The 18,384-nt window shown below is 40.1% G+C and carries 16 protein-coding genes; 9 read left to right on the forward strand and 7 right to left on the reverse strand.

Features of this window, described 5'->3' with window-relative positions; translation table 11 throughout:
• The first annotated feature begins 186 nt into the window (after positions 1-186).
• A complete protein-coding gene (locus ACUXV0_RS16185; RefSeq protein WP_446190616.1) occupies positions 187-2,661 on the forward strand; it encodes a TonB-dependent receptor domain-containing protein in 2,475 nt (824 codons plus the stop codon).
• 64 nt (positions 2,662-2,725) lie between these two features.
• Here ACUXV0_RS16185 and ACUXV0_RS16190 read toward each other — a convergent pair whose 3' ends face one another.
• Complete coding sequence (locus ACUXV0_RS16190; protein WP_446190617.1) at positions 2,726-3,115, reverse strand: VOC family protein; 390 nt, start codon at positions 3,113-3,115, stop codon at positions 2,726-2,728.
• Positions 3,116-3,490: 375 nt separating this feature from the next.
• Positions 3,491-6,256: a TonB-dependent receptor gene (locus ACUXV0_RS16195; protein WP_446190618.1), complete on the reverse strand. Its 2,766-nt coding sequence runs from the start codon at positions 6,254-6,256 to the stop codon at positions 3,491-3,493.
• 318 nt (positions 6,257-6,574) lie between these two features.
• Here ACUXV0_RS16195 and ACUXV0_RS16200 point away from each other — a divergent pair, with 318 nt between their 5' ends.
• From ACUXV0_RS16200 to ACUXV0_RS16220, 5 genes are all read left to right on the forward strand, one after another.
• On the forward strand, positions 6,575-7,348 hold the full coding sequence (locus ACUXV0_RS16200) for a DUF547 domain-containing protein (protein ID WP_446190619.1): 774 nt from the start codon (positions 6,575-6,577) through the stop codon (positions 7,346-7,348).
• Between the two features lie 59 nt (positions 7,349-7,407).
• A complete protein-coding gene (locus tag ACUXV0_RS16205) occupies positions 7,408-8,811 on the forward strand; it encodes a DASH family cryptochrome (RefSeq protein ID WP_446190620.1) in 1,404 nt (467 codons plus the stop codon).
• A gap of 114 nt (positions 8,812-8,925) precedes the next feature.
• The gene (locus ACUXV0_RS16210; protein ID WP_446190621.1) at positions 8,926-9,519 is read left to right on the forward strand and encodes a LemA family protein; all 594 of its coding nucleotides are present in this window, start codon (positions 8,926-8,928) and stop codon (positions 9,517-9,519) included.
• Positions 9,520-9,531: 12 nt separating this feature from the next.
• Entirely contained in the window at positions 9,532-9,972 is a 441-nt protein-coding gene (locus ACUXV0_RS16215; RefSeq protein WP_446190622.1) for a TPM domain-containing protein, read from the forward strand.
• Entirely contained in the window at positions 9,969-10,805 is an 837-nt protein-coding gene (locus ACUXV0_RS16220; RefSeq protein ID WP_446190623.1) for a TPM domain-containing protein, read from the forward strand. Before ACUXV0_RS16215 ends, ACUXV0_RS16220 begins: the two co-directional genes overlap by 4 nt.
• Before the next feature lie 69 nt (positions 10,806-10,874).
• On the opposite strand, the gene ACUXV0_RS16225 is transcribed toward ACUXV0_RS16220, so the two are convergent.
• Both ACUXV0_RS16225 and ACUXV0_RS16230 read right to left on the reverse strand, forming a co-directional pair.
• Positions 10,875-11,588, reverse strand: a complete 714-nt coding sequence (locus ACUXV0_RS16225) for an LOG family protein (RefSeq protein WP_446190624.1) — start codon at positions 11,586-11,588, stop codon at positions 10,875-10,877.
• Positions 11,589-11,722: 134 nt separating this feature from the next.
• A complete protein-coding gene (locus ACUXV0_RS16230; RefSeq protein ID WP_446190625.1) occupies positions 11,723-12,151 on the reverse strand; it encodes a hypothetical protein in 429 nt (142 codons plus the stop codon).
• A 96-nt stretch (positions 12,152-12,247) separates the two neighbouring features.
• On the opposite strand from ACUXV0_RS16230, the gene ACUXV0_RS16235 reads away from it, so the two are divergent.
• The 3 genes from ACUXV0_RS16235 (at position 12,248) to argG (ending at position 15,340) form a co-directional block, all read left to right on the forward strand.
• Entirely contained in the window at positions 12,248-12,919 is a 672-nt protein-coding gene (locus tag ACUXV0_RS16235; protein WP_446190626.1) for a metal-dependent transcriptional regulator, read from the forward strand.
• Positions 12,920-12,971: 52 nt separating this feature from the next.
• Complete coding sequence (locus ACUXV0_RS16240) at positions 12,972-14,051, forward strand: LptF/LptG family permease (RefSeq protein WP_446190627.1); 1,080 nt, start codon at positions 12,972-12,974, stop codon at positions 14,049-14,051.
• 77 nt (positions 14,052-14,128) lie between these two features.
• Entirely contained in the window at positions 14,129-15,340 is a 1,212-nt protein-coding gene (gene argG / locus ACUXV0_RS16245) for an argininosuccinate synthase (RefSeq protein WP_446190628.1), read from the forward strand.
• Positions 15,341-15,342: 2 nt separating this feature from the next.
• Here the strand turns inward: argG and ACUXV0_RS16250 are convergent, their stop codons facing one another.
• Genes ACUXV0_RS16250 through ACUXV0_RS16260 form a run of 3 tightly spaced genes read right to left on the reverse strand, consistent with a single transcriptional unit; the run spans position 15,343 to position 18,320 of the window.
• Positions 15,343-16,413, reverse strand: coding sequence for a dipeptidase (locus ACUXV0_RS16250; RefSeq protein WP_446190629.1), 1,071 nt, complete (start codon positions 16,411-16,413; stop codon positions 15,343-15,345).
• Position 16,414: 1 nt separating this feature from the next.
• Positions 16,415-17,131 carry a monofunctional biosynthetic peptidoglycan transglycosylase gene (gene mtgA / locus ACUXV0_RS16255; protein WP_446190630.1) on the reverse strand — a complete coding sequence of 239 codons (717 nt, stop codon included), beginning with the start codon at positions 17,129-17,131 and terminating at the stop codon, positions 16,415-16,417.
• Entirely contained in the window at positions 17,100-18,320 is a 1,221-nt protein-coding gene (locus ACUXV0_RS16260) for a bifunctional 3,4-dihydroxy-2-butanone-4-phosphate synthase/GTP cyclohydrolase II (protein WP_446190631.1), read from the reverse strand. Before ACUXV0_RS16260 ends, mtgA begins: the two co-directional genes overlap by 32 nt.
• Between the last annotated feature and the right edge of the window lie 64 nt (positions 18,321-18,384).

Genomic DNA, 18,384 nt, shown 5'->3' on the forward strand with positions numbered 1-18,384 from the left:
TTTCAAAGTTCTGGATTTGAATTGAAGTTAATGGCCTTTATCGACAGACTACTTTGATTTATCTACTATTGTAGCTTTTAAATCACTATGATACAATCTTTTATATACTTATGCTGTCTATAAAGCACAAAGAATAGCTTTCCTAAAAATTCAAACCTAGTGATAAAACGATTTGTAGTAGAGAACATGAAAAAAGTATTACCATTATTCATCGCAGTTGTATTGATATTCTTAGTCAGTGGAGTTAGTGCACAGCAAAGAGGACCTGGAGGAGGAACGAGTGCCACCATTGAAGGTATCGTAGTAGATAGTCTTTCTACTGATGGTGTGGAGTTCGCAGCGGTGGCCTTATGGGACTTGTCAAAAGCCATAGACGGTACACTTACCAACGAGAAAGGTGCCTTTAAGTTTGAAGGAGTAAAAGCTGGTACTTATAAGATTCTAATTTCTTATATCGGTTATTCTCCTCAGTCTGTAGAGAATATTATAGTTGAAGAAGGTGAGACACAAGTAAACCTTGGCAATGTTCTGATTTTGAGTGATAATATTCAGCTACAAGAGGTTACTGTGAAAGGCCAGGCGGCTCTGATTGAAGATAAAATTGACAGGCTAGTTTATAATGCTGATAAGGATATTACCAATAGAGGTGGCACTGCCGAAGAGGTATTGAGAAAAGTACCAATGTTAAGTGTAGATCTGGATGGTGAAGTAGAGTTAAGAGGTAGCTCAAACGTGAGAGTTTTAATTGACAACAAGCCTTCCACAATATTCGCGAGTTCGGTAGGGGAGGCTTTAAAGCAAATTCCTTCTGATCAGATAAAGTCTGTGGAGGTGATTACTTCTCCAAGTGCCAAATATGATGGTGAGGGAACAGCCGGAATCATCAATATTAATTTGAAAAAGAATACACTGGCTGGCGTTACCGGTATGGTATCAACAGGTGTAGGAGTTCAAGGTTCTAACTTGAATGGTAATTTGAATCTCAAAGATAAAAAGTGGGCGATTTCATTAAGTGGTGGCGGTAGGATGTCATACAACTATAAGACACTTGGCTTGAATACCAGAACTTCTGTGATTAATGGAGAAGCCACATACCTTACTCAGGAATCAGATAACAGAAGTATTTGGGGTGGAGGTAGATACAGAGGGTCTTTTGTTTATGACTTTGATAAGAAGACCAACTTCACGATTTCTTATTCAGGAAGAGCGAGAATTAGAGGCGGTAAAGGAGATCAAATTACAACATTGCTAGATGATACACAGAGTTTGATTTTTCAAAATACCAGATACATTGATCAGAGTAACTTTGGAAACTCAAACGACTTGGACTTTTCATTCAATAAGAGATATGCCAATCCTGTACAAGAGTTAAGTATTCTGGCTCAGTACTCTAAGAGCAATAGAAATACTGCTTTTATAGCTCAGGAGAACAATATTGCCGCTGATAGTAGTGATAACAGAGGTATAGATCAGGAGTTTAACATAAAGCTGGACTATGTACAGCCTCTAGGCGAGAAAGTAAAATGGGAAATGGGTGGTAGAGCTGTGCTGAGAGGAGCTACTTCTGATGGTAAGTTCTATGATTTTGTACCTGAGAACAATGCCTATGCTCTCAATAGTTTAAGATCTAATTATCTGGACTATGACCAGAATGTAGCTGCAGGGTATTCTTCATTTACTATTGAGTTACCTAAGAAATGGGGTATTCAGGCTGGGGTTCGTTATGAGCGTACTATGATTACGGCACAATTTACTGAGTTAGCAGATATTGAAATTCCTGATTATGATAACTTTTTGCCGAGTATCAATTTATCAAAGAGATTTGAGAAAGGTGGTTCTATAAGAGCGAGTTACACACAGAGAATCCAGAGACCTTCTATTCGCTTCCTGAATCCTTATGTTGATTATTCAAATGAGAACAGTATCTCATTTGGTCAGCCTACTTTGGCTCCGGAGCTTGTAGATATGTTTGAAATCTCTACCAGTCAGTATTTCGGTAGAAACTCTATAAACTTCTCCATTTACTCCAGAATTGAAGATAATAGTATCACCAGTGTGAGCGAGGTGATTAGAGAGAATGGTATAGATATTACACAAACTACTTTTGCGAATATCGGGGTTAATAAGCGTTATGGTGCTGACTTCTCATATAATATCAATCCGAATAAAGATTGGAGAATAGGTGGTGGTGTAAGTCCAAGTTATACCTACATGGATAACAGAACTATCTCAAACAAAGGCTGGAATGTGGGTGTAAATCTCAATACACAATACACGCTTAAAAAAGGATGGGCAGTGGCAGGCTTTGGTTTCTACAGATCGCCTAGAGTACAGCTTCAGGGTACCAGAAATGGTTTCTACTTCCATGGTTTGACAGTGAAGAAAGATGTGAATGATAAGAGGGGCAGCTTCGGTCTAACACTCGAAAACCCATTTGTGAAGGCTATCGAGTTTAAGTCTTCGTTGGAAAATTACACAGATGAGAATAATTACTTCATCACCAATAACAGCAGCCAGATTTTCAGAAGAAGTATTCGATTTAACTTCCAGTACAGATTTGGTAAGATGGAAAACGATGGACGTGGACTATTTAATCGTAGAAGAGGAAATAATGATAATGACGCCGTAGATGAAGATAACGGTGGTCAGGATATGATGTAAGATATGAGTTAATTAAAGTTTGGGGATAACCGGAAAGGCTGCTCTTTTGAGCAGTCTTTTTTTATTATTCCATAGGGCTACCCAGTTCTATCAGGAAACCATTAATATCTCTCAGGTAGGCAATTGTTTGTCCCCACGGCTTGGCTTGTATTGGTTCCGCCAGGATAGCTCCTGCAGCTAAAGCTCTTTCAGCATCATCATGAATTTGAGAAGTGATAAAAGCCAATTCTATACCGAATGGTTGCTCCTTTACCGTTGAGACCTTGAAACCTTTACGAAGATTAGAATTAGCAAGCTTCAATGAGGCAAATGACAGTGCAGTGTTTCCTGTGAGCAATTCGCCGTAATCTTCTTCAGGAGTCATAAATTTAGTGGCAAAGCCAAAAGCCTTCTGGTAGAAGGTTAAAGTCTTTTTGACATCGGAAACGTATAGAATGGTGTATTTAAATTCCATGTGTTGAGGTCTATTTTTTAGTCATACCTACTTTAATTCAAAAGCGGAGATTAGCTTTAATAAATTGGGATTCTTTGCCGCCATCTTCGTTATTGTTTGAGTTTTCTCAAAAGAGGGCTTTACTCTTCTTTCTCTCAAAGGTATGATAGGTACAAAGATTCTTTCCGGATTGTTTTTCTTGACGGCTAACATAATGTCCTTCTTTAAATTGTTAATTATCAGTTCATTAAAATTGACAACTCAAAGATGCTTAAAATATTGGCAGGTTCTTGCCTAATTAATTAGCAATCAAAAAATGGGTAGGGTAGAGTATAAAAAAAGCGAGCTTCAGAATTTCTGAAGCTCGCTTTTATATGTTTATCTAATTCGTTTGAATTAGAATCTGTAACGTAGTGAAGTGTTCCATGTTCTTCCGAAACCGAACCATACTGAGTTACGAACATCGATACCGTTCCAGGTAGCAGAACCTGATTCAGCTTGAATGTTTGTTTCAGACTCAGAGATGTAAAGAGTATCGAACAAGTTGTTAACGTTAAGTCTGATAGACGCTTCGTTACCAAATAGATCAAATCTTGCAGTTACACCAGCGTCTACTAGAGAGTAAGAAGGAAGCTTAAGAGCACCGTCATTATCAGGATTAGCAAACTGAGAATCAGCAATTGAGTAGTCTGCATAAAGACCATCAACAAAACGGTAACCTAGGTCTACGCTAAGAGCTTTAGCTACCTTGTAGTCTACGTTAAGTGCAGCAGTAGTTTGAGCAGCGTCACCTACTTTAGCATCTTTTAGGTATAGAGTACCTTCACCAATTGGCTGCTGATTAGCATCAAAGATTTGAGCATTGAAATCTTTAGTGTATCTCCAGTCACCTAATGAAGCCATCGCTTGTACGCTTAACTTATCTGTAGGCTTGTATAGAGCTTCTACTTCAATACCGTTATGTCTTACATCGATATCGCTAAACTGAGCAGTACCAGCATCACCTTGTGAATTGAATAGTGAACGGCTGATAAATCTGTTACCCCAGTTTGTAGAGTAAGCGTTGATGTTCAATGTTAGGTTATCACCGATGAAACCATACCCTAATTCTAAAGATTGAATTGTTTCATTCTGAAGATCTTCGTTTACGTAGTTAGCGAAGTTCGGGAATACAGCGTCAAAGTTAGGCTGTCTTGAAATGAATCCAGCATTGAAGAATACGTTTGATTTGCTAGTGATGTTGAAGTTAGCACCACCTTTTACGTAACCACCACCTACATTTTTCTTTTCAGAAAGAGGAAGTTGTGGTTGATCAAATAAATCTTCTCTCTGGAATGATTGGTTTGAAGCACCAGCTTGAACTACAGCAGTAATTCTTGAGTTAGTGTACTCCAATAAACCGTTAACACCTTGCCAACCAACATAACCAATGTTATAGTAGTCGATTTTAGGACCGTTAAGGCCAGTGTTATTGAACGGAGAAGCTTCGATCAATGTATTGATCACCTGACCGTTTGAGTTTCTGTTACCAGTAGAATAGTAACCATCAAGACCCATTAGGTTGTTAAGCACACGGTAGTGGTAACCTTTGTAATTTCTAAGGTCAACACCTATTGAAGCTCTGATATTATCGAAGTTTCCTTCTAAGCTAGAGATACCACCGATCCAGTCATGAGAGTTCATAGAAGCTCTTCTGATCAATACTGAACGGTTAACTCCGTCGTCTCTGAATCCGTTAGAACCAAGCTTTTGACCTTCAAAGTTGCTGTTGGCACCTGTATAAGGATCAGTAGTATTTTGGTTTACAGCAATTACCTGATCAAAGTTTACAAAACCATCTGCATCTCTTGTACCTCTACCGTTTTCATTATAATGAGTAGTTAGGTCAATGTTAAACGGATACATGTCAATGTCACCGTTTCTGTAGTTGTTACCTCTTGGGCCTGTTCCACCACCACGACCAGCAGAAGCGTAAAGTGAGGTGTTAAGCATCAAGTTTTTGTTGATGTCCCAGTCCCAGTTGAAAGTAGCAAGAGGCTTGTTATAGAAGTTTCTTCTCATGTTGAACTCTTCGCCGTTTAAGAAACCAGCATCAGTGTTCCATCTTCTGTCAATACCGTCTTTGCCGCTGTTATCACCAAAGTTTTGGTAATCTCTGATAGAAACCCAAGAACTTCTTTGGTGGTGCCACTGACCAGCACCTAGTACTGATAAGTTAAGAGAGTGCTTAGAACCTACCGGTCTGTAACCTACAGCCGCGAAGTAGTTCCAGCCTTCACCTGAAGTACCGTATGCGTAGCCATCACCACTCCATCTTGAAAGAAGGAATGAAGTAGCCCATCCGTTTTCGTTTCTTCCTGTGTTATAAGAAGCAGTAGTTTTAAGGTATCCGTTATTACCGAATGATTGAGATACAGAACCACCTTTCTTAAGCTCAGCAGCTTTAGTGAAGATAGAGATAGTACCACCTACTGAAGGTACAGCAAGTCTTGAAGCACCAAGACCTCTTTGAATCTGAATAGCACTAGCTACGTCAGTAAGACCTTGCCAGTTTGACCAGTAAACCCATCCGTTTTCCATATCGTTAACCGGCTGGCCGTTGATAAGGAATGATGTGTTTCTTTGATCAAAACCTCGAAGGCTGATTCTAGAGTCACCGTAACCACCACTTTGTTTTGTAGCGTATACACCTGGTGTTCTGTTCATCACTTCAGGAAACTCAAGGTTACCTACTTTAAGAGCGATCTCCTCGGCAGTAATTGTAGAAACAGCAACAGGAGTTTCTCTAACTTTAGCGATATCAATTACACCTGAAGTAACCACGATCTCAGAAAGAACGTTATTGTCTTCTTCCAGGCTAGCATTGATAACACTTGTAGAAGCAGGGTTGAATTCAATTTCCTGCTCCATAAAACCGATGAAAGAAACCACTAGAGTTTGGTCACCGTTAGGAACATTACTTAAGGTATATTTACCTTCAACATCTGTAGTAGTACCGATAGCAGTACCTTTTACAGAAACCGATGCACCGATTAGTGCTTCGTCATTTGTACCATCCGTAATGGTACCGCTGATAGAATTTTGAGCTATCGCCGCCACTGATAGGCATAGAATAGCTACTGCCAGCAAACCTGCTCGCAAAAAAGTAAACTTTTGCAACATAACTTTGGGGTAAGATTAATTTGATGATGTGACATATAAATAGTCCAGTTCGGCGGAATTTTTCCGATTCCCTGTTTCACTCGCCGCAAAGATAATCTCTTTTTATGGTTGATGAAAATGCCTCTTTATACAAGTCGCTCAATCTTAGAATTCTACACGTTTATATTTGCATAGCAACATTATGAAATTGTTAAGTCAATCAGAAGGTGTCAGAATGGCCCTAGTGTGCCCTTTACTCTTTAAATAATACAATTGGACTCAAAGGATGCATCCGTTTATGTTCTGATTTCGTAACTAGAGTACAACAGAGTAAACAACATGAAATCGAAAATATTAATCGCCCTTTTGGCCTCCTCATTTATTCTTTTTGGCTGTTTCGCAAAGGAGACGCCATACTCCTCAGCTACACCAATTAGCCATTCAGACTGGGATGCTTTATTGAAAAAGCATGTGAGTTCTTCTGGTTACGTAAACTACGGAGGATTTAAGGCAGATGAAGCCAAGTTAGATGCTTATCTAAAGAAAGTATCTTCAAACGCTCCGGCTAGCAGCTGGTCAGCCAATGAAAAGTTAGCTTACTGGATCAATGCCTATAATGCTTTTACTGTTAAGTTGATTCTTGATCATAGTGGTGAAAACATTAAGAGTATAAAAGATATTGGTTCTACCATCAAAATCCCTTTTGTCAATACGCCATGGGATATCAAGTTTATCAATATCGGAGGTGAGGAAATGGATTTGAATAATATTGAGCATGGCATTATTCGCAAAAAGTTTAATGAGCCAAGAATACATTTTGCGTTGGTGTGTGCTGCAAAGTCATGTCCTCCGCTAAGAAATGAGGCGTACACGGCCTCCAAGTTAGTGTCGCAATTAAATGACCAAGGAGTGAAGTTTTTAAATGATGTCTCAAAAAATGAGGTTTCTGCCAATGAAATGAAACTCTCCAAACTCTTCAATTGGTACGGTGGTGATTTCAAAAAGAAAGGCACCGTAAGAGAGTGGGTGAACAAATATGCCAAAGTAAAGGCGAATGCCGATGCAGATATCAGTTATAAAGATTATGATTGGTCTTTAAACGGAAAACTTTAGGGTTAGATTTTCAATAAGATTGAAAGGGGTGTTAGTTTTGTGCTGACATCCCTTTTTATATGCAAGACATCTTATTCTGGTTTAGAAATGATCTTAGACTTCATGATAATGAAGCACTATTAAAAGCATGCGACCTGGGCCGGGTTTTGCCGGTTTATGTGATAGATCCGGCTTTATTTAAGAAAACCAAGTATGGTTTTAGAAAAACTGGTGTTTACAGAACCAGGTTTTTACTGGAGTCGCTTTCTGAGCTGAAGAAGAATTTGCAGGGCAAAGGCTCTGATCTAATTATAAGAATAGGTGATCCGGCTGTAGAGTTGGCCAAAATTGCTGAAGAGAGAGACGTCCTATACGTTCTCGCATCAAAGGAAGTTACACAAGAAGAAACTTCGCTTGAGTTTGAGCTTTCTCAAAATCTCAAGCGACTGAATATTGACATGGAGCTCATCTGGCAGGCTACCTTATATCATGTCAGAGATTTGCCTTTTCAGATCAAATTCTTACCTGATGTTTTTACAGACTTCAGAAAAATCATGGATAAGCAGTCTAAGGTTAGGCCTGCTTTAGGTGAGCCAGAGAAAATGACGGAAATTGATGGGGTAGATCTTGGGAAAATTCCATCGCTGCAGGATTTAGGTTTTGAAGAAGAGGAAATTAATCAGAATGACTTTTATAAAGGAGGAGAAACTGAAGGACTAAAACGCCTGAAATATTTCGTCTGGGACTCCGAGATCATCAAAACCTACAAGGAAACCAGAAATGGACTCCTTGGGAATGACTTTTCTTCCAAACTCTCTGCCTGGATAAGTTTGGGCTGTGTTTCACCTCGTAAAATTTATCATGAGGTAAGGAAGTATGAGCAGGAGGTGGTTAAAAATGAATCTACCTACTGGGTCATTTTTGAATTGATTTGGAGAGACTATTTTCACCTTGTAGCCTTAAAATACGGCATAAGACTCTTCAAAAGATGTGGTATTCAGCATGACTTAGTCAAAGAATGGCGAGCAGATAAGGGAGATTTTGAAAAGTGGATGAAAGGTGAAACAGGTATCCCTTTTGTAGATGCTAATATGCGTGAGCTAAATCAAACCGGCTACATGTCTAATAGAGGAAGGCAGATTGTTACTAGCTTTTTTACCAAAGACTTAAAGTTGGAATGGTGGTGGGGAGCCATGTATTTTGAAAGCAAGCTTATAGATTATGACGTATGCAGTAACTGGGGAAACTGGAATTATATTGCCGGTATAGGAAATGATCCCAGGCCAAACCGATATTTTAATATCTCAAAACAAGGCGAACGTTATGATCCCGAAGCCGAATATATCAAGCATTGGGTGCCTGAATTGAAAGGTCTTTCTGCAGAGGAAATACATAATTTTGATAAGAAAAGTGAGACCGAATTGGCCGAATCGGGTCTAACCTTAGGAAAGGACTATCCTAAGCCGATGGTGACCTTGCCTTAATTTTGCCGTTTGCCTTATTTTTAGACCGATGGTAGAGATCAGGTTTGAGATTCATGGCTTATTTGATACTTTTGATTAGATACATTTATTGAATATTAAACCCTTTAAATCACAATGAAAAGATTAGGAACTCTTGGTATCGTTGGTCTGCTACTTCTTTTGGGTATGTATGGCTGTAATTCATACAACGGCTTAGTAGCAAAAGATAATAATGTAGAGCAGCTTTGGGCTAATGTACAGACCCAATACCAGCGTAGAGCAGACTTAATAGGCAACCTTGTAAAAACGGTTCAAGGTGCTGCAGATTTTGAAAGAGGAACGTTAACAGACGTGATAGAGGCCAGATCTAAGGCTACATCTATTCAGCTTTCTGCAGATGAGCTAACCCCTGAAAATATGGCGAAATTCCAGAGTGCTCAGGATCAGTTGTCTGGTACATTAAGCAGACTACTTGTGGCTGTAGAGCGTTATCCTGACCTGAAAGCCAATCAGAACTTCCTGGAACTACAAGCTCAGCTTGAAGGAACAGAAAATAGAATTGCAGTAGCAAGAAACGACTTTAATGCCGGTATAGCAGATTATAACCTGGCTGTAAGGCAATTCCCGATGAATCTGATGGCTGGTATTTTTGGCTTTGAAAGAAAGTCTCCATTTGAGGCATCAGAAGCTGCTCAGGACGCACCTAACGTAGATTTTAACTTCGAATAATTAGTAGCCTTTATGTTCTTTTCTGAATCAGAAAAACAACAAATAACGGAGGCCATTCAAAAAGCAGAAAAGAAGACTTCAGGAGAAATAAAGGTTCATGTAGAGGAGCATTGCCCCTATGATGATCCTATAATCCGAGCTCAGGAAGTCTTCTCTTTCCTTTCTCTAGACCATACGGTTTATAGAAACGGAGTTCTGTTTTACCTCTCTATTACCGACCGAAAGTTTGCCATCCTTGGCGATGAAGGTATCCATCAAAAAGCTGGAGGTACGCTTTGGGAAGAGGAAAGGAATATCCTTTATAATAATCTACATATAGGCCATACAGTTGATGGTTTGTGTTTGGCTATTGAAAAGGCCGGTGAGGCTTTACAAGAGCATTTTCCTTACGAAATGAAAGGAGACTTAAATGAAATTTCGAACGAGATTTCCTTCGGCAAAAAGAAAAAATGAAAGAACTGAAATCAAAAGACATTATGTATAAGAGCTACAGTGGAGTGTTTCATTGGGTGCATTCGCTATGTCTGGTTTTGCTGTGTTCTGTCAATGTTTTTGCTCAAGACGTACCCGCCAAGCCCAATCCTCCAAGACTGGTAAATGATTTTGTGGGTATGCTTTCTACTCAGGAAATTCAGTCTCTTGAAAATAAGCTGGTTAATTTCGATGATACCACATCAACACAAATAGCTGTGGTGGTAGTCAAAACCGTAGAGCCATATGACATGAATTCATATGCTGTAAAACTGGGAAGAGAGTGGGGCGTAGGTCAGGAAGGTAAAAACAATGGAATCATAGTTTTATGGGCTACAGATGATCGTAAAATTTACATTGCTACCGGTTATGGAGTAGAAGGAGCATTGCCAGATGCCTATGCCAAAAGGGTGGTGGACCGTGTAATTATACCCTATTTCAGAGAATCTAGATTCTATGATGGGCTAGATAAAGGAACCGACGCTATTATTAAATACACCAGTGGGGAGTTTGATGCTGAGCCTTCAGAGGATGGTGAGTTTCCGCTTTGGGCTTTTATCTTAATGATAATTCTCATTTACATCATTATTAAAGCCATGTCAAAAGGTGGTCGTGGCGGCGGCGGTGGAGGAATGCGTAGAGCTTCAGGATGGCCATACACTACATATACGGGCTGGGGAAGACACTCTGGTAACTGGTCTGGCGGAGGCTGGTCAGGAGGTGGCTGGTCTGGTGGCGGTGGCTTCGGCGGCGGCGGTTTTGGTGGTTTCGGAGGAGGTAGCTTCGGTGGTGGAGGTGCCGGTGGTAGTTACTAATTATTTCAGATATCAATAAAAAAGGGACTTCACTTGAAGCCCCTTTTTTATTCTAATGCATTTGATTTTTTATGATCGTTCACCTAATACACCTTTAGGTTTGTACTTCAAATTAAAAGGCTTAATGGTGTTCTTCTTTATGTATTCTACAGCCTCAGATACGGAATCTGTAACCAAGAACATATTTTTATCTTCGGGCGAAATAGTGCCTACCTCAATCATCTTATCGATATGCTCCATTACGTGTTTGTGATACTCGGTATTGAAAATAACTACTGGGAACTTAGAGATTTTACCGGTCTGCATGAGGGTACTGCTTTCAAAAAATTCGTCAAGTGTACCAAATCCACCTGGACAAATCACAAAAGCGTATGAGTACTTCACTAAAAGTACTTTTCTTACAAAGAAGTACTTGAAGTCTACCCATTTATCAAGATAAGGGTTACCGCTTTGTTCGAAGGGCAATTCAATATTACAACCTACCGATCTACCTCCGACATCTTTGGCTCCTCTATTGGCAGCTTCCATAATTCCCGGGCCTCCACCTGTCATAATAGTAAAGCCTGCTTTGGATATTTCGGCCGAAAGCTCGCGGCATTGAATATAGTGTTCGTTGTCTTCTTTAAATCTGGCTGAACCAAATACGGTGACGCACGGCCCTAAAAAGTGCATGGCTCTGAATCCCTTTATGAATTCTCGGAATACATTTACAGCCATTTTAAACTCTCTCCATCTGGAGCGTGGACCCTCCAGAAAAAGAACTTCTTCTTGTTTTTCTTTCATGTGTTTTTGTTCTGTTAAATCAGTGGTGACCTAAATTTTTGAGATTTCAGAAGGAATTATGGTCTCCGAGAAATCTGCTCTACATCAAAGGTCATATTTGGGTTGTGGTATTAAAACCTCTATTGAAAGGCTTTTCAAGGTGTTTTGGTTCCTTTTTCCAGGAAGACTAAGGCAGTTTTAGGCTCTGAAGTATTGGTGGTGGTCGGAAAAGGATTGATCTCTTTGAGAGTCAATGTTTGATCAATCCCATTCACAGTATATACCATGAATTCAGGAATTCCCATTTCCGGAGTACACATCAGGCAAAGTGATTGATCTTTAAAAGTCTGTTGATTTATAGTGATATCATAACTCAGAATAGCCTCTCCAGCTCTGATGCAGTTAGCATTTGCCGGGCATCGACTATCTTGAATTTGATTAGCTTTAATTATAAAAGCATTTCCGTTTTCAGTAATAGTTTCGCCTTCTTCTAGCGAATATGAACCTGAAAAGACATGTACTTCTTGTTTTTGGCAAGAGACTAATGTCAGTAAGAATCCAAAAATGGTAATAGCGGTTTTCATACTTATAGTAACGCAAGTTTAGATTTTTAAGTATTCCATTGCTCTGTCTGAAGTTCATCAGAATAGCTACCTTTGTCAGTTCATAAGCGGAATTACGTGGCATCTTTTACTGAAGAAAACTACTTAAAGGCAATTTATCACCTTTCGTCTCAATCAGACGGGAAACCGGTAAGCACTAATGAACTGGCAGACGCAACTCAAACACGTGCTGCTTCAGTAACAGATATGCTGAAAAAGCTGGCAGAGAAGGAGTTTATAAACTACAAGAAGTATCAGGGCGTCACACTTACTGAGGCTGGAAATAAAATTGCTCTCAGAATCATACGTAAGCATAGGCTTTGGGAGGTTTTCTTAGTAGAAAAATTAGGTTTTAAGTGGGATGAGATTCATGATCTTGCGGAAGAGCTCGAGCATATCAATTCTCAAAAATTGACTGACAAGCTAGATACTTTTCTAGGTAATCCTAAGTTTGACCCTCACGGTGATCCAATCCCTGATGCACAGGGAAATATGCCTACTTCCGGAACAATACAGTTAGCCAAAGCCAAATGTGGAGATTCACTGACCATTATGGGGGTATCCGAGGATTCAAGTCCTTTTCTCCAGCATTTTGATAGACTCGGTCTAAAACTTGGCTTAAATGTAACACTTACAGATATCAGTGAATTTGATCAATCCTTGGAACTACAGATTGCCCCGGGCAAAACCTTAAGAATAAGTTCTGAGGTGGCTATGAATATTCAGGTAAGTTTGAAAAAATCCTCTTAAATGATCTTAATTCGATAGGGCATTCTAAAAAGGAAGCTAAATTCGCTGCTGAATGAACATTCTCGACAAGTACATATTAAAGAAGTTTCTGAAGACCTACGTTTTTGCCGTACTGGTGATCGTATTGGTGATTTTAGTCATTGATTATGTAGAGAAGAATGATGACTTTATTCAAAAGAATGCCCCTACTTCAGAGATATTATTGACGTATTATGCCAATCTAGCTCCGTATTGGGCAAACTATATCAGCCCATTAATGATCTTTATTTCTACCGTGTTCTTCACGGCTAAACTAGCAGCACATACAGAGATCATTGCCATATTGACCAGTGGAATTAGCTTTAGACGGTTAATGGTTCCATATTCTATCGGTGCCCTACTAATTGGAGTTTTCTCGTTTGTGATGGTGGGTTGGATATTGCCACGGGCAAATGCCAAGAGGATTGGTTTTGAGAATCAATACATCAATGACAAATTCTATTTCTCAGATAGAGATTTTCACATGGCGGTTGCTCCTGATACTTACGTCTACTTCTCCACGTACAATAACCAATCTCAAACCGCCTTTGATTTTACTATTGAGAAATTTGAAGATAATGAGATGGTACAAAAGCTATCTGCTCGTAGAGCTATGTATATAGACTCTCTTCAAAAGTGGCGAATATTTGACTACAAGATCAGAGAGATTGGGATCATGAAAGATGAATTGATCATCAGTAGAAAGCATATAGATTCTACCCTAAGTATGTATCCGTCAGACTTTGAAAGTAATCATGCCATACAAGAAACGTTTACCCTCCATGAATTGACTGATCAAATCAATTTGATTAAAAGCAGGGGATCAGAGGGGATTGAGCCTTTTGTCATCGAAAGGTACCAGCGGTATGCTACTCCTTTTGCTGTACTGATTTTATCATTAATGGCCTTGATAGTTTCTGCCAGAAAACGAAGGGGAGGAGTAGGCCTTCAGATTGCCATCGGCTTCTTCCTGGCGTTTACTTACATCTTATTCTACATTATGTCAAAAGGTATTGCTGAGTCTGGCAATATGCCACCTCTTCTTGCCGTATGGCTGCCTAATATCGTTTTTGGGGTCATTGCGTTCTTCATGTATTTTACTGTTCCCAGGTAGTCAACATGTTTCTTCGTTTAGGGTTTATAGATAGAGATTTATCGCTATTTTTGCCGCTCGTTTAAGGAATAAAGACTATGTCGGAAGTGAAAAAAGTTGTTTTAGCATATAGTGGAGGTTTGGATACCTCGTTTTGTGTCAAGTATCTGGGAGAAGAAAAAGGTATGGAAGTACACTCTGTGCTGGTAGATACAGGCGGATTTTCAGATGAGGAGGTCGTAGATATTGAAAAGAAAGCATACGAACTTGGTGTGAAAACCCACCATACTTCCAGAGTAGCTGATAAATACTATAATGACTGTATCAAATACCTGATTTTTGGAAATGTTCTAAAAAATAACACCTATCCATTATCGGTAAGTGCTGAGCGTATCTTTCAGGCTGTGGCGGTTGCTGAGTATGCTAAAAGTATTGGTGCTACGGCAATAGCCCATGGTAGTACAGGTGCCGGTAATGACCAGGTTCGATTCGATATGGCGTTCAGAACTATCGTGCCGAATGCCGAAATCATCACGCCTATCAGAGATATGAAATTGTCAAGAGAGGCGGAGATAGACTTCTTGAAATCTAAGGGAGTAGATAGAGAATGGCATAAAGCTGCTTATTCTATCAACCAAGGCTTATGGGGAACCTCTGTAGGAGGTAAAGAAACACTTAACTCTTACGATAATCTTCCTGAATCAGCTTTTCCTATTCAACGAACTAAAGACGGTGAAGAAGAGGTGAAGCTGCAATTCGAAAAAGGGGAGTTGGTAGGTGTAAATGGAGAGACTTTTGACAATCCTGTTGACGCTATCCGTAAACTTCATGCATTGGCAGCACCATATGGTATTGGTAGAGATACTCACGTAGGAGATACTATTATTGGTATAAAGGGTAGAGTTGGTTTTGAAGCCGCTGCACCTTTAATCATAATTAAAGCACACCACTTGCTGGAGAAGCACACCTTAACGAAATGGCAGCAATACTGGAAACAGAACATGGCTGAATGGTACGGTATTCAGCTTCATGAGGGGCAGTTTAATGATCCTGTAATGAGAGATATAGAAGCTATGTTTGCTTCTACTCAGGATCATGTTACCGGTGAGGTGAGAGTAAAACTGACTCCTTATCGTTTTGATCTTTTGGGTATCAAATCAGATTACGACCTAATGTCTGATGTATTCGGGAGTTATGGTGAAATGAATAACGCCTGGAGCGGAGATGACGTTAGAGGTTTCTCTAAAATTGCTTCAAACCAGGTAATGATCTACGAAAAGGTTAAAGAAATAGCCGAACAGAAGAAATAAAGTTAGTCGAGGTGTTCTTTCAGGAAACCAATTCCGTTTGTTGAAAGAATACCTTTGATCTCTTCATCCTTCAAGCCTCTTTTTGACATTGCATCAGGCAGCTTTCTTTTGATATCTGCTATACTTCTAAAGCCCATTGGGGTTTGTTCAAAACCAAAAGCTCCATCAAGGTCAGTGCCCATCATGATATTATTGGTAGAGCCCGCCAGATTGGCGATGTGTAGCATGTGGTCAATGATTCTGTCACAGGTCACCTTCTTTCTTTTTGGGGTACTGTAACCGTGAATCCAGTTTGGTACGATCATCCAGGCATCAAGAGCCATACCTATCTTACCATCTCTTTCTAAAATAGATTTGATCATATCATCACTTAACTGACGATTATGAGGTGTGATTCTACGAACCATGTGATGACTGGCCCATACTGGCCCTTCATGAATATTTAGGGCGTCGTAAAAGCATTTGTCAGAAAGGTGTGTGAGGTCCAGAATCATCCCGAGCTTATCAACTTTTTTCAAGAGTTCTTTCCCGACTTTCGGTAAGCGACCATCAGAGTCGGTGCCAAAAGCATACACGCCTTTTCCGTAATGGCTTAATCCTATGGCTCGTAAACCTTGAGAATGATATTTATCCAGGTATTCAGGACTTATGATTGAATCTGCACCTTCAAGCGAAAGTACATAACCGATAGGCCTATGCTCGGTCTCAATATCTTTCCAAGCTTCCAGATGTTCTGTAAGTTGGTTTTTTGAAGTGATTTGTCTTAAAGCACCTTTTACCTCCATGGCTTTATACCAGGCCAATTGCCCTTGGGCATGAGCCCACGCCTGTTCCTGAGAATACCATCCCGAAAGGTATGACTTAGGTTTGATGTATCTTGAAATCAATGTGGCTACACAAAGTCCTACATCTCCTTTATGCATTTCAGGGAAACACACCGTGGCCTTGCCTCTGTCTGGCTTGTCTTTTAATTGAGCTTCGCGTCTACGTATCGTTTGAATCGGAAGCGTGAGGTCACGATTCCACTCCATGGCATTCATGGCTAAATCAAGATGGGCATCAAAAATGATCATGCTATAAATTTAAGCTATTCAAATAGCCTATCCCACCTAATTGACGAATTTGACGCTGAATATGACCAGTTCTTTTTGTAACATAGCTACCGGAATTTACCACCCGCCACTTTCTTGGGCTAGGCAAAACTGCGGCTATTCTGGCCGCTTGATTAGTGCTTAATGCATCTGCTTTTTTGCCAAAGTATTGGTTAGCAGCGGCCTCCGCACCAAAAACTCCAGGTCCCATCTCAGCTACATTAAGATAGACTTCTAGTATTCGTTTTTTGCCCCAGATGAGTTCAATTAGCCCGGTAAAATAAACCTCCAATCCTTTTCTCAGCCAGGATTGGCCTTGCCAAAGAAAAACGTTTTTGGCGGTCTGTTGACTGATGGTACTACCACCTCGCTTTTTGGTGGAGTTTTTATTTCTTTCCAGAGCTTTTTTGATAGCCTTCATATCAAAGCCATTATGCTCAGGAAAGAGCTGATCTTCAGCAGCTACTACGGCAATTTTCATTGGGTCTGCCATATCCTCGATGGGCTCCCAATCATAATGCAATTCTCCCTGGCGTATCCACTGATCTACCATAGTTAGGGTAATCGGAATCGGGATAAAACGAAAAAGAATGACGGCTCCTATGGTACTCGCAAAGAACCAAAGAACGACTTTCGGGAGTATTTCCCGGAAAATGGTTTTGACTAATTTATGCTTCTTCTTTGAGGATGCTATGTCCAAGTTTATCTCTTTTGGTTTGTAGATACTTCTCGTTATGGGGGTTGGGTTTTACTTCCAAAGGAACAGTCTCCACGATTTCAAGACCATAGCCCATTAGGCCTGCTCTTTTCTTAGGATTGTTTGAAAGCAATTTGATTTTTGAAATATTTAAATCTCTTAAAATTTGTGCACCCACACCGTAATCTCTTTGGTCTGCCTGAAAACCAAGCTCCAGATTGGCCTCTACGGTGTCTCTACCCTGTTCCTGAAGTTTATATGCCTTTAGCTTATTCAAAAGTCCTATACCTCTACCTTCCTGATTCATATAAAGTACCAGTCCTTTTCCTTCATTATGCACTTTTTCCATGGCGGCATGTAATTGCGGACCGCAGTCACATCTGCACGAACCGAAAATATCTCCAGTTACACAAGAGGAATGCACCCTTACCATAACGGGTTCATCTTCTTCCCATTGTCCTTTTTTCAAGGCAAGGTGAAGCTGATTATTATCTTTTTGTCTGAAAGCTATCAGGTCAAAATCGCCAAATTCTGTTGGTAGTTCCACACCAATTTCTCTTTCTATCAGACTTTCTTTTTGAAGTCTGTACTCTATTAGACCCTTGATAGAGACCAACTTCAAATCATGCTCATCTGCCAGTTTTCTCAATTCAGGAAGACGAGACATGGTACCGTCTTCATTCATTATTTCTATTAAAACTCCGGCAGGCTTTAGACCAGCCATAACAGCAAGATCAATGGCAGCTTCTGTATGACCTGCTCTCCTTAAGACTCCACCATCGGCGGCTCTTAGAGGGAAAATGTGACCTGGCCTACCTAGTTCAGCTGGATCGGTGTTGTCGTCAGCTAGAGCAATAATGGTTTTTGATCTATCAGAAGCGGAAATACCTGTTGTACATCCGTGACCTAGTAAGTCTACTGAAACCGTGAACGGAGTTGCGTGAGTGGCGGTGTTTTTACCAACCATCATCTCTAGACCTAATTCATCGCATCTTTCTTTGGTTAGAGGAACACACATGAGTCCACGACCAACCTTTACCATAAAATTGACAAGTTCTGGAGTGACTTTCTCTGCCGCACAAATAAAGTCACCTTCATTTTCACGGTCCTCGTCATCTACTACTATTACCACTTTGCCATCGGCAATATCCTGGATCGCCTCTTCAATACTGTCTAATTTAATGTTATTCATAGTCGTTTTTCGCCTCAAAAAATATGTACCACAAAGATATGTTACTTTTTAACGCCTGTGGTCG

Source organism: Jiulongibacter sp. NS-SX5 (genome assembly GCF_052828545.1).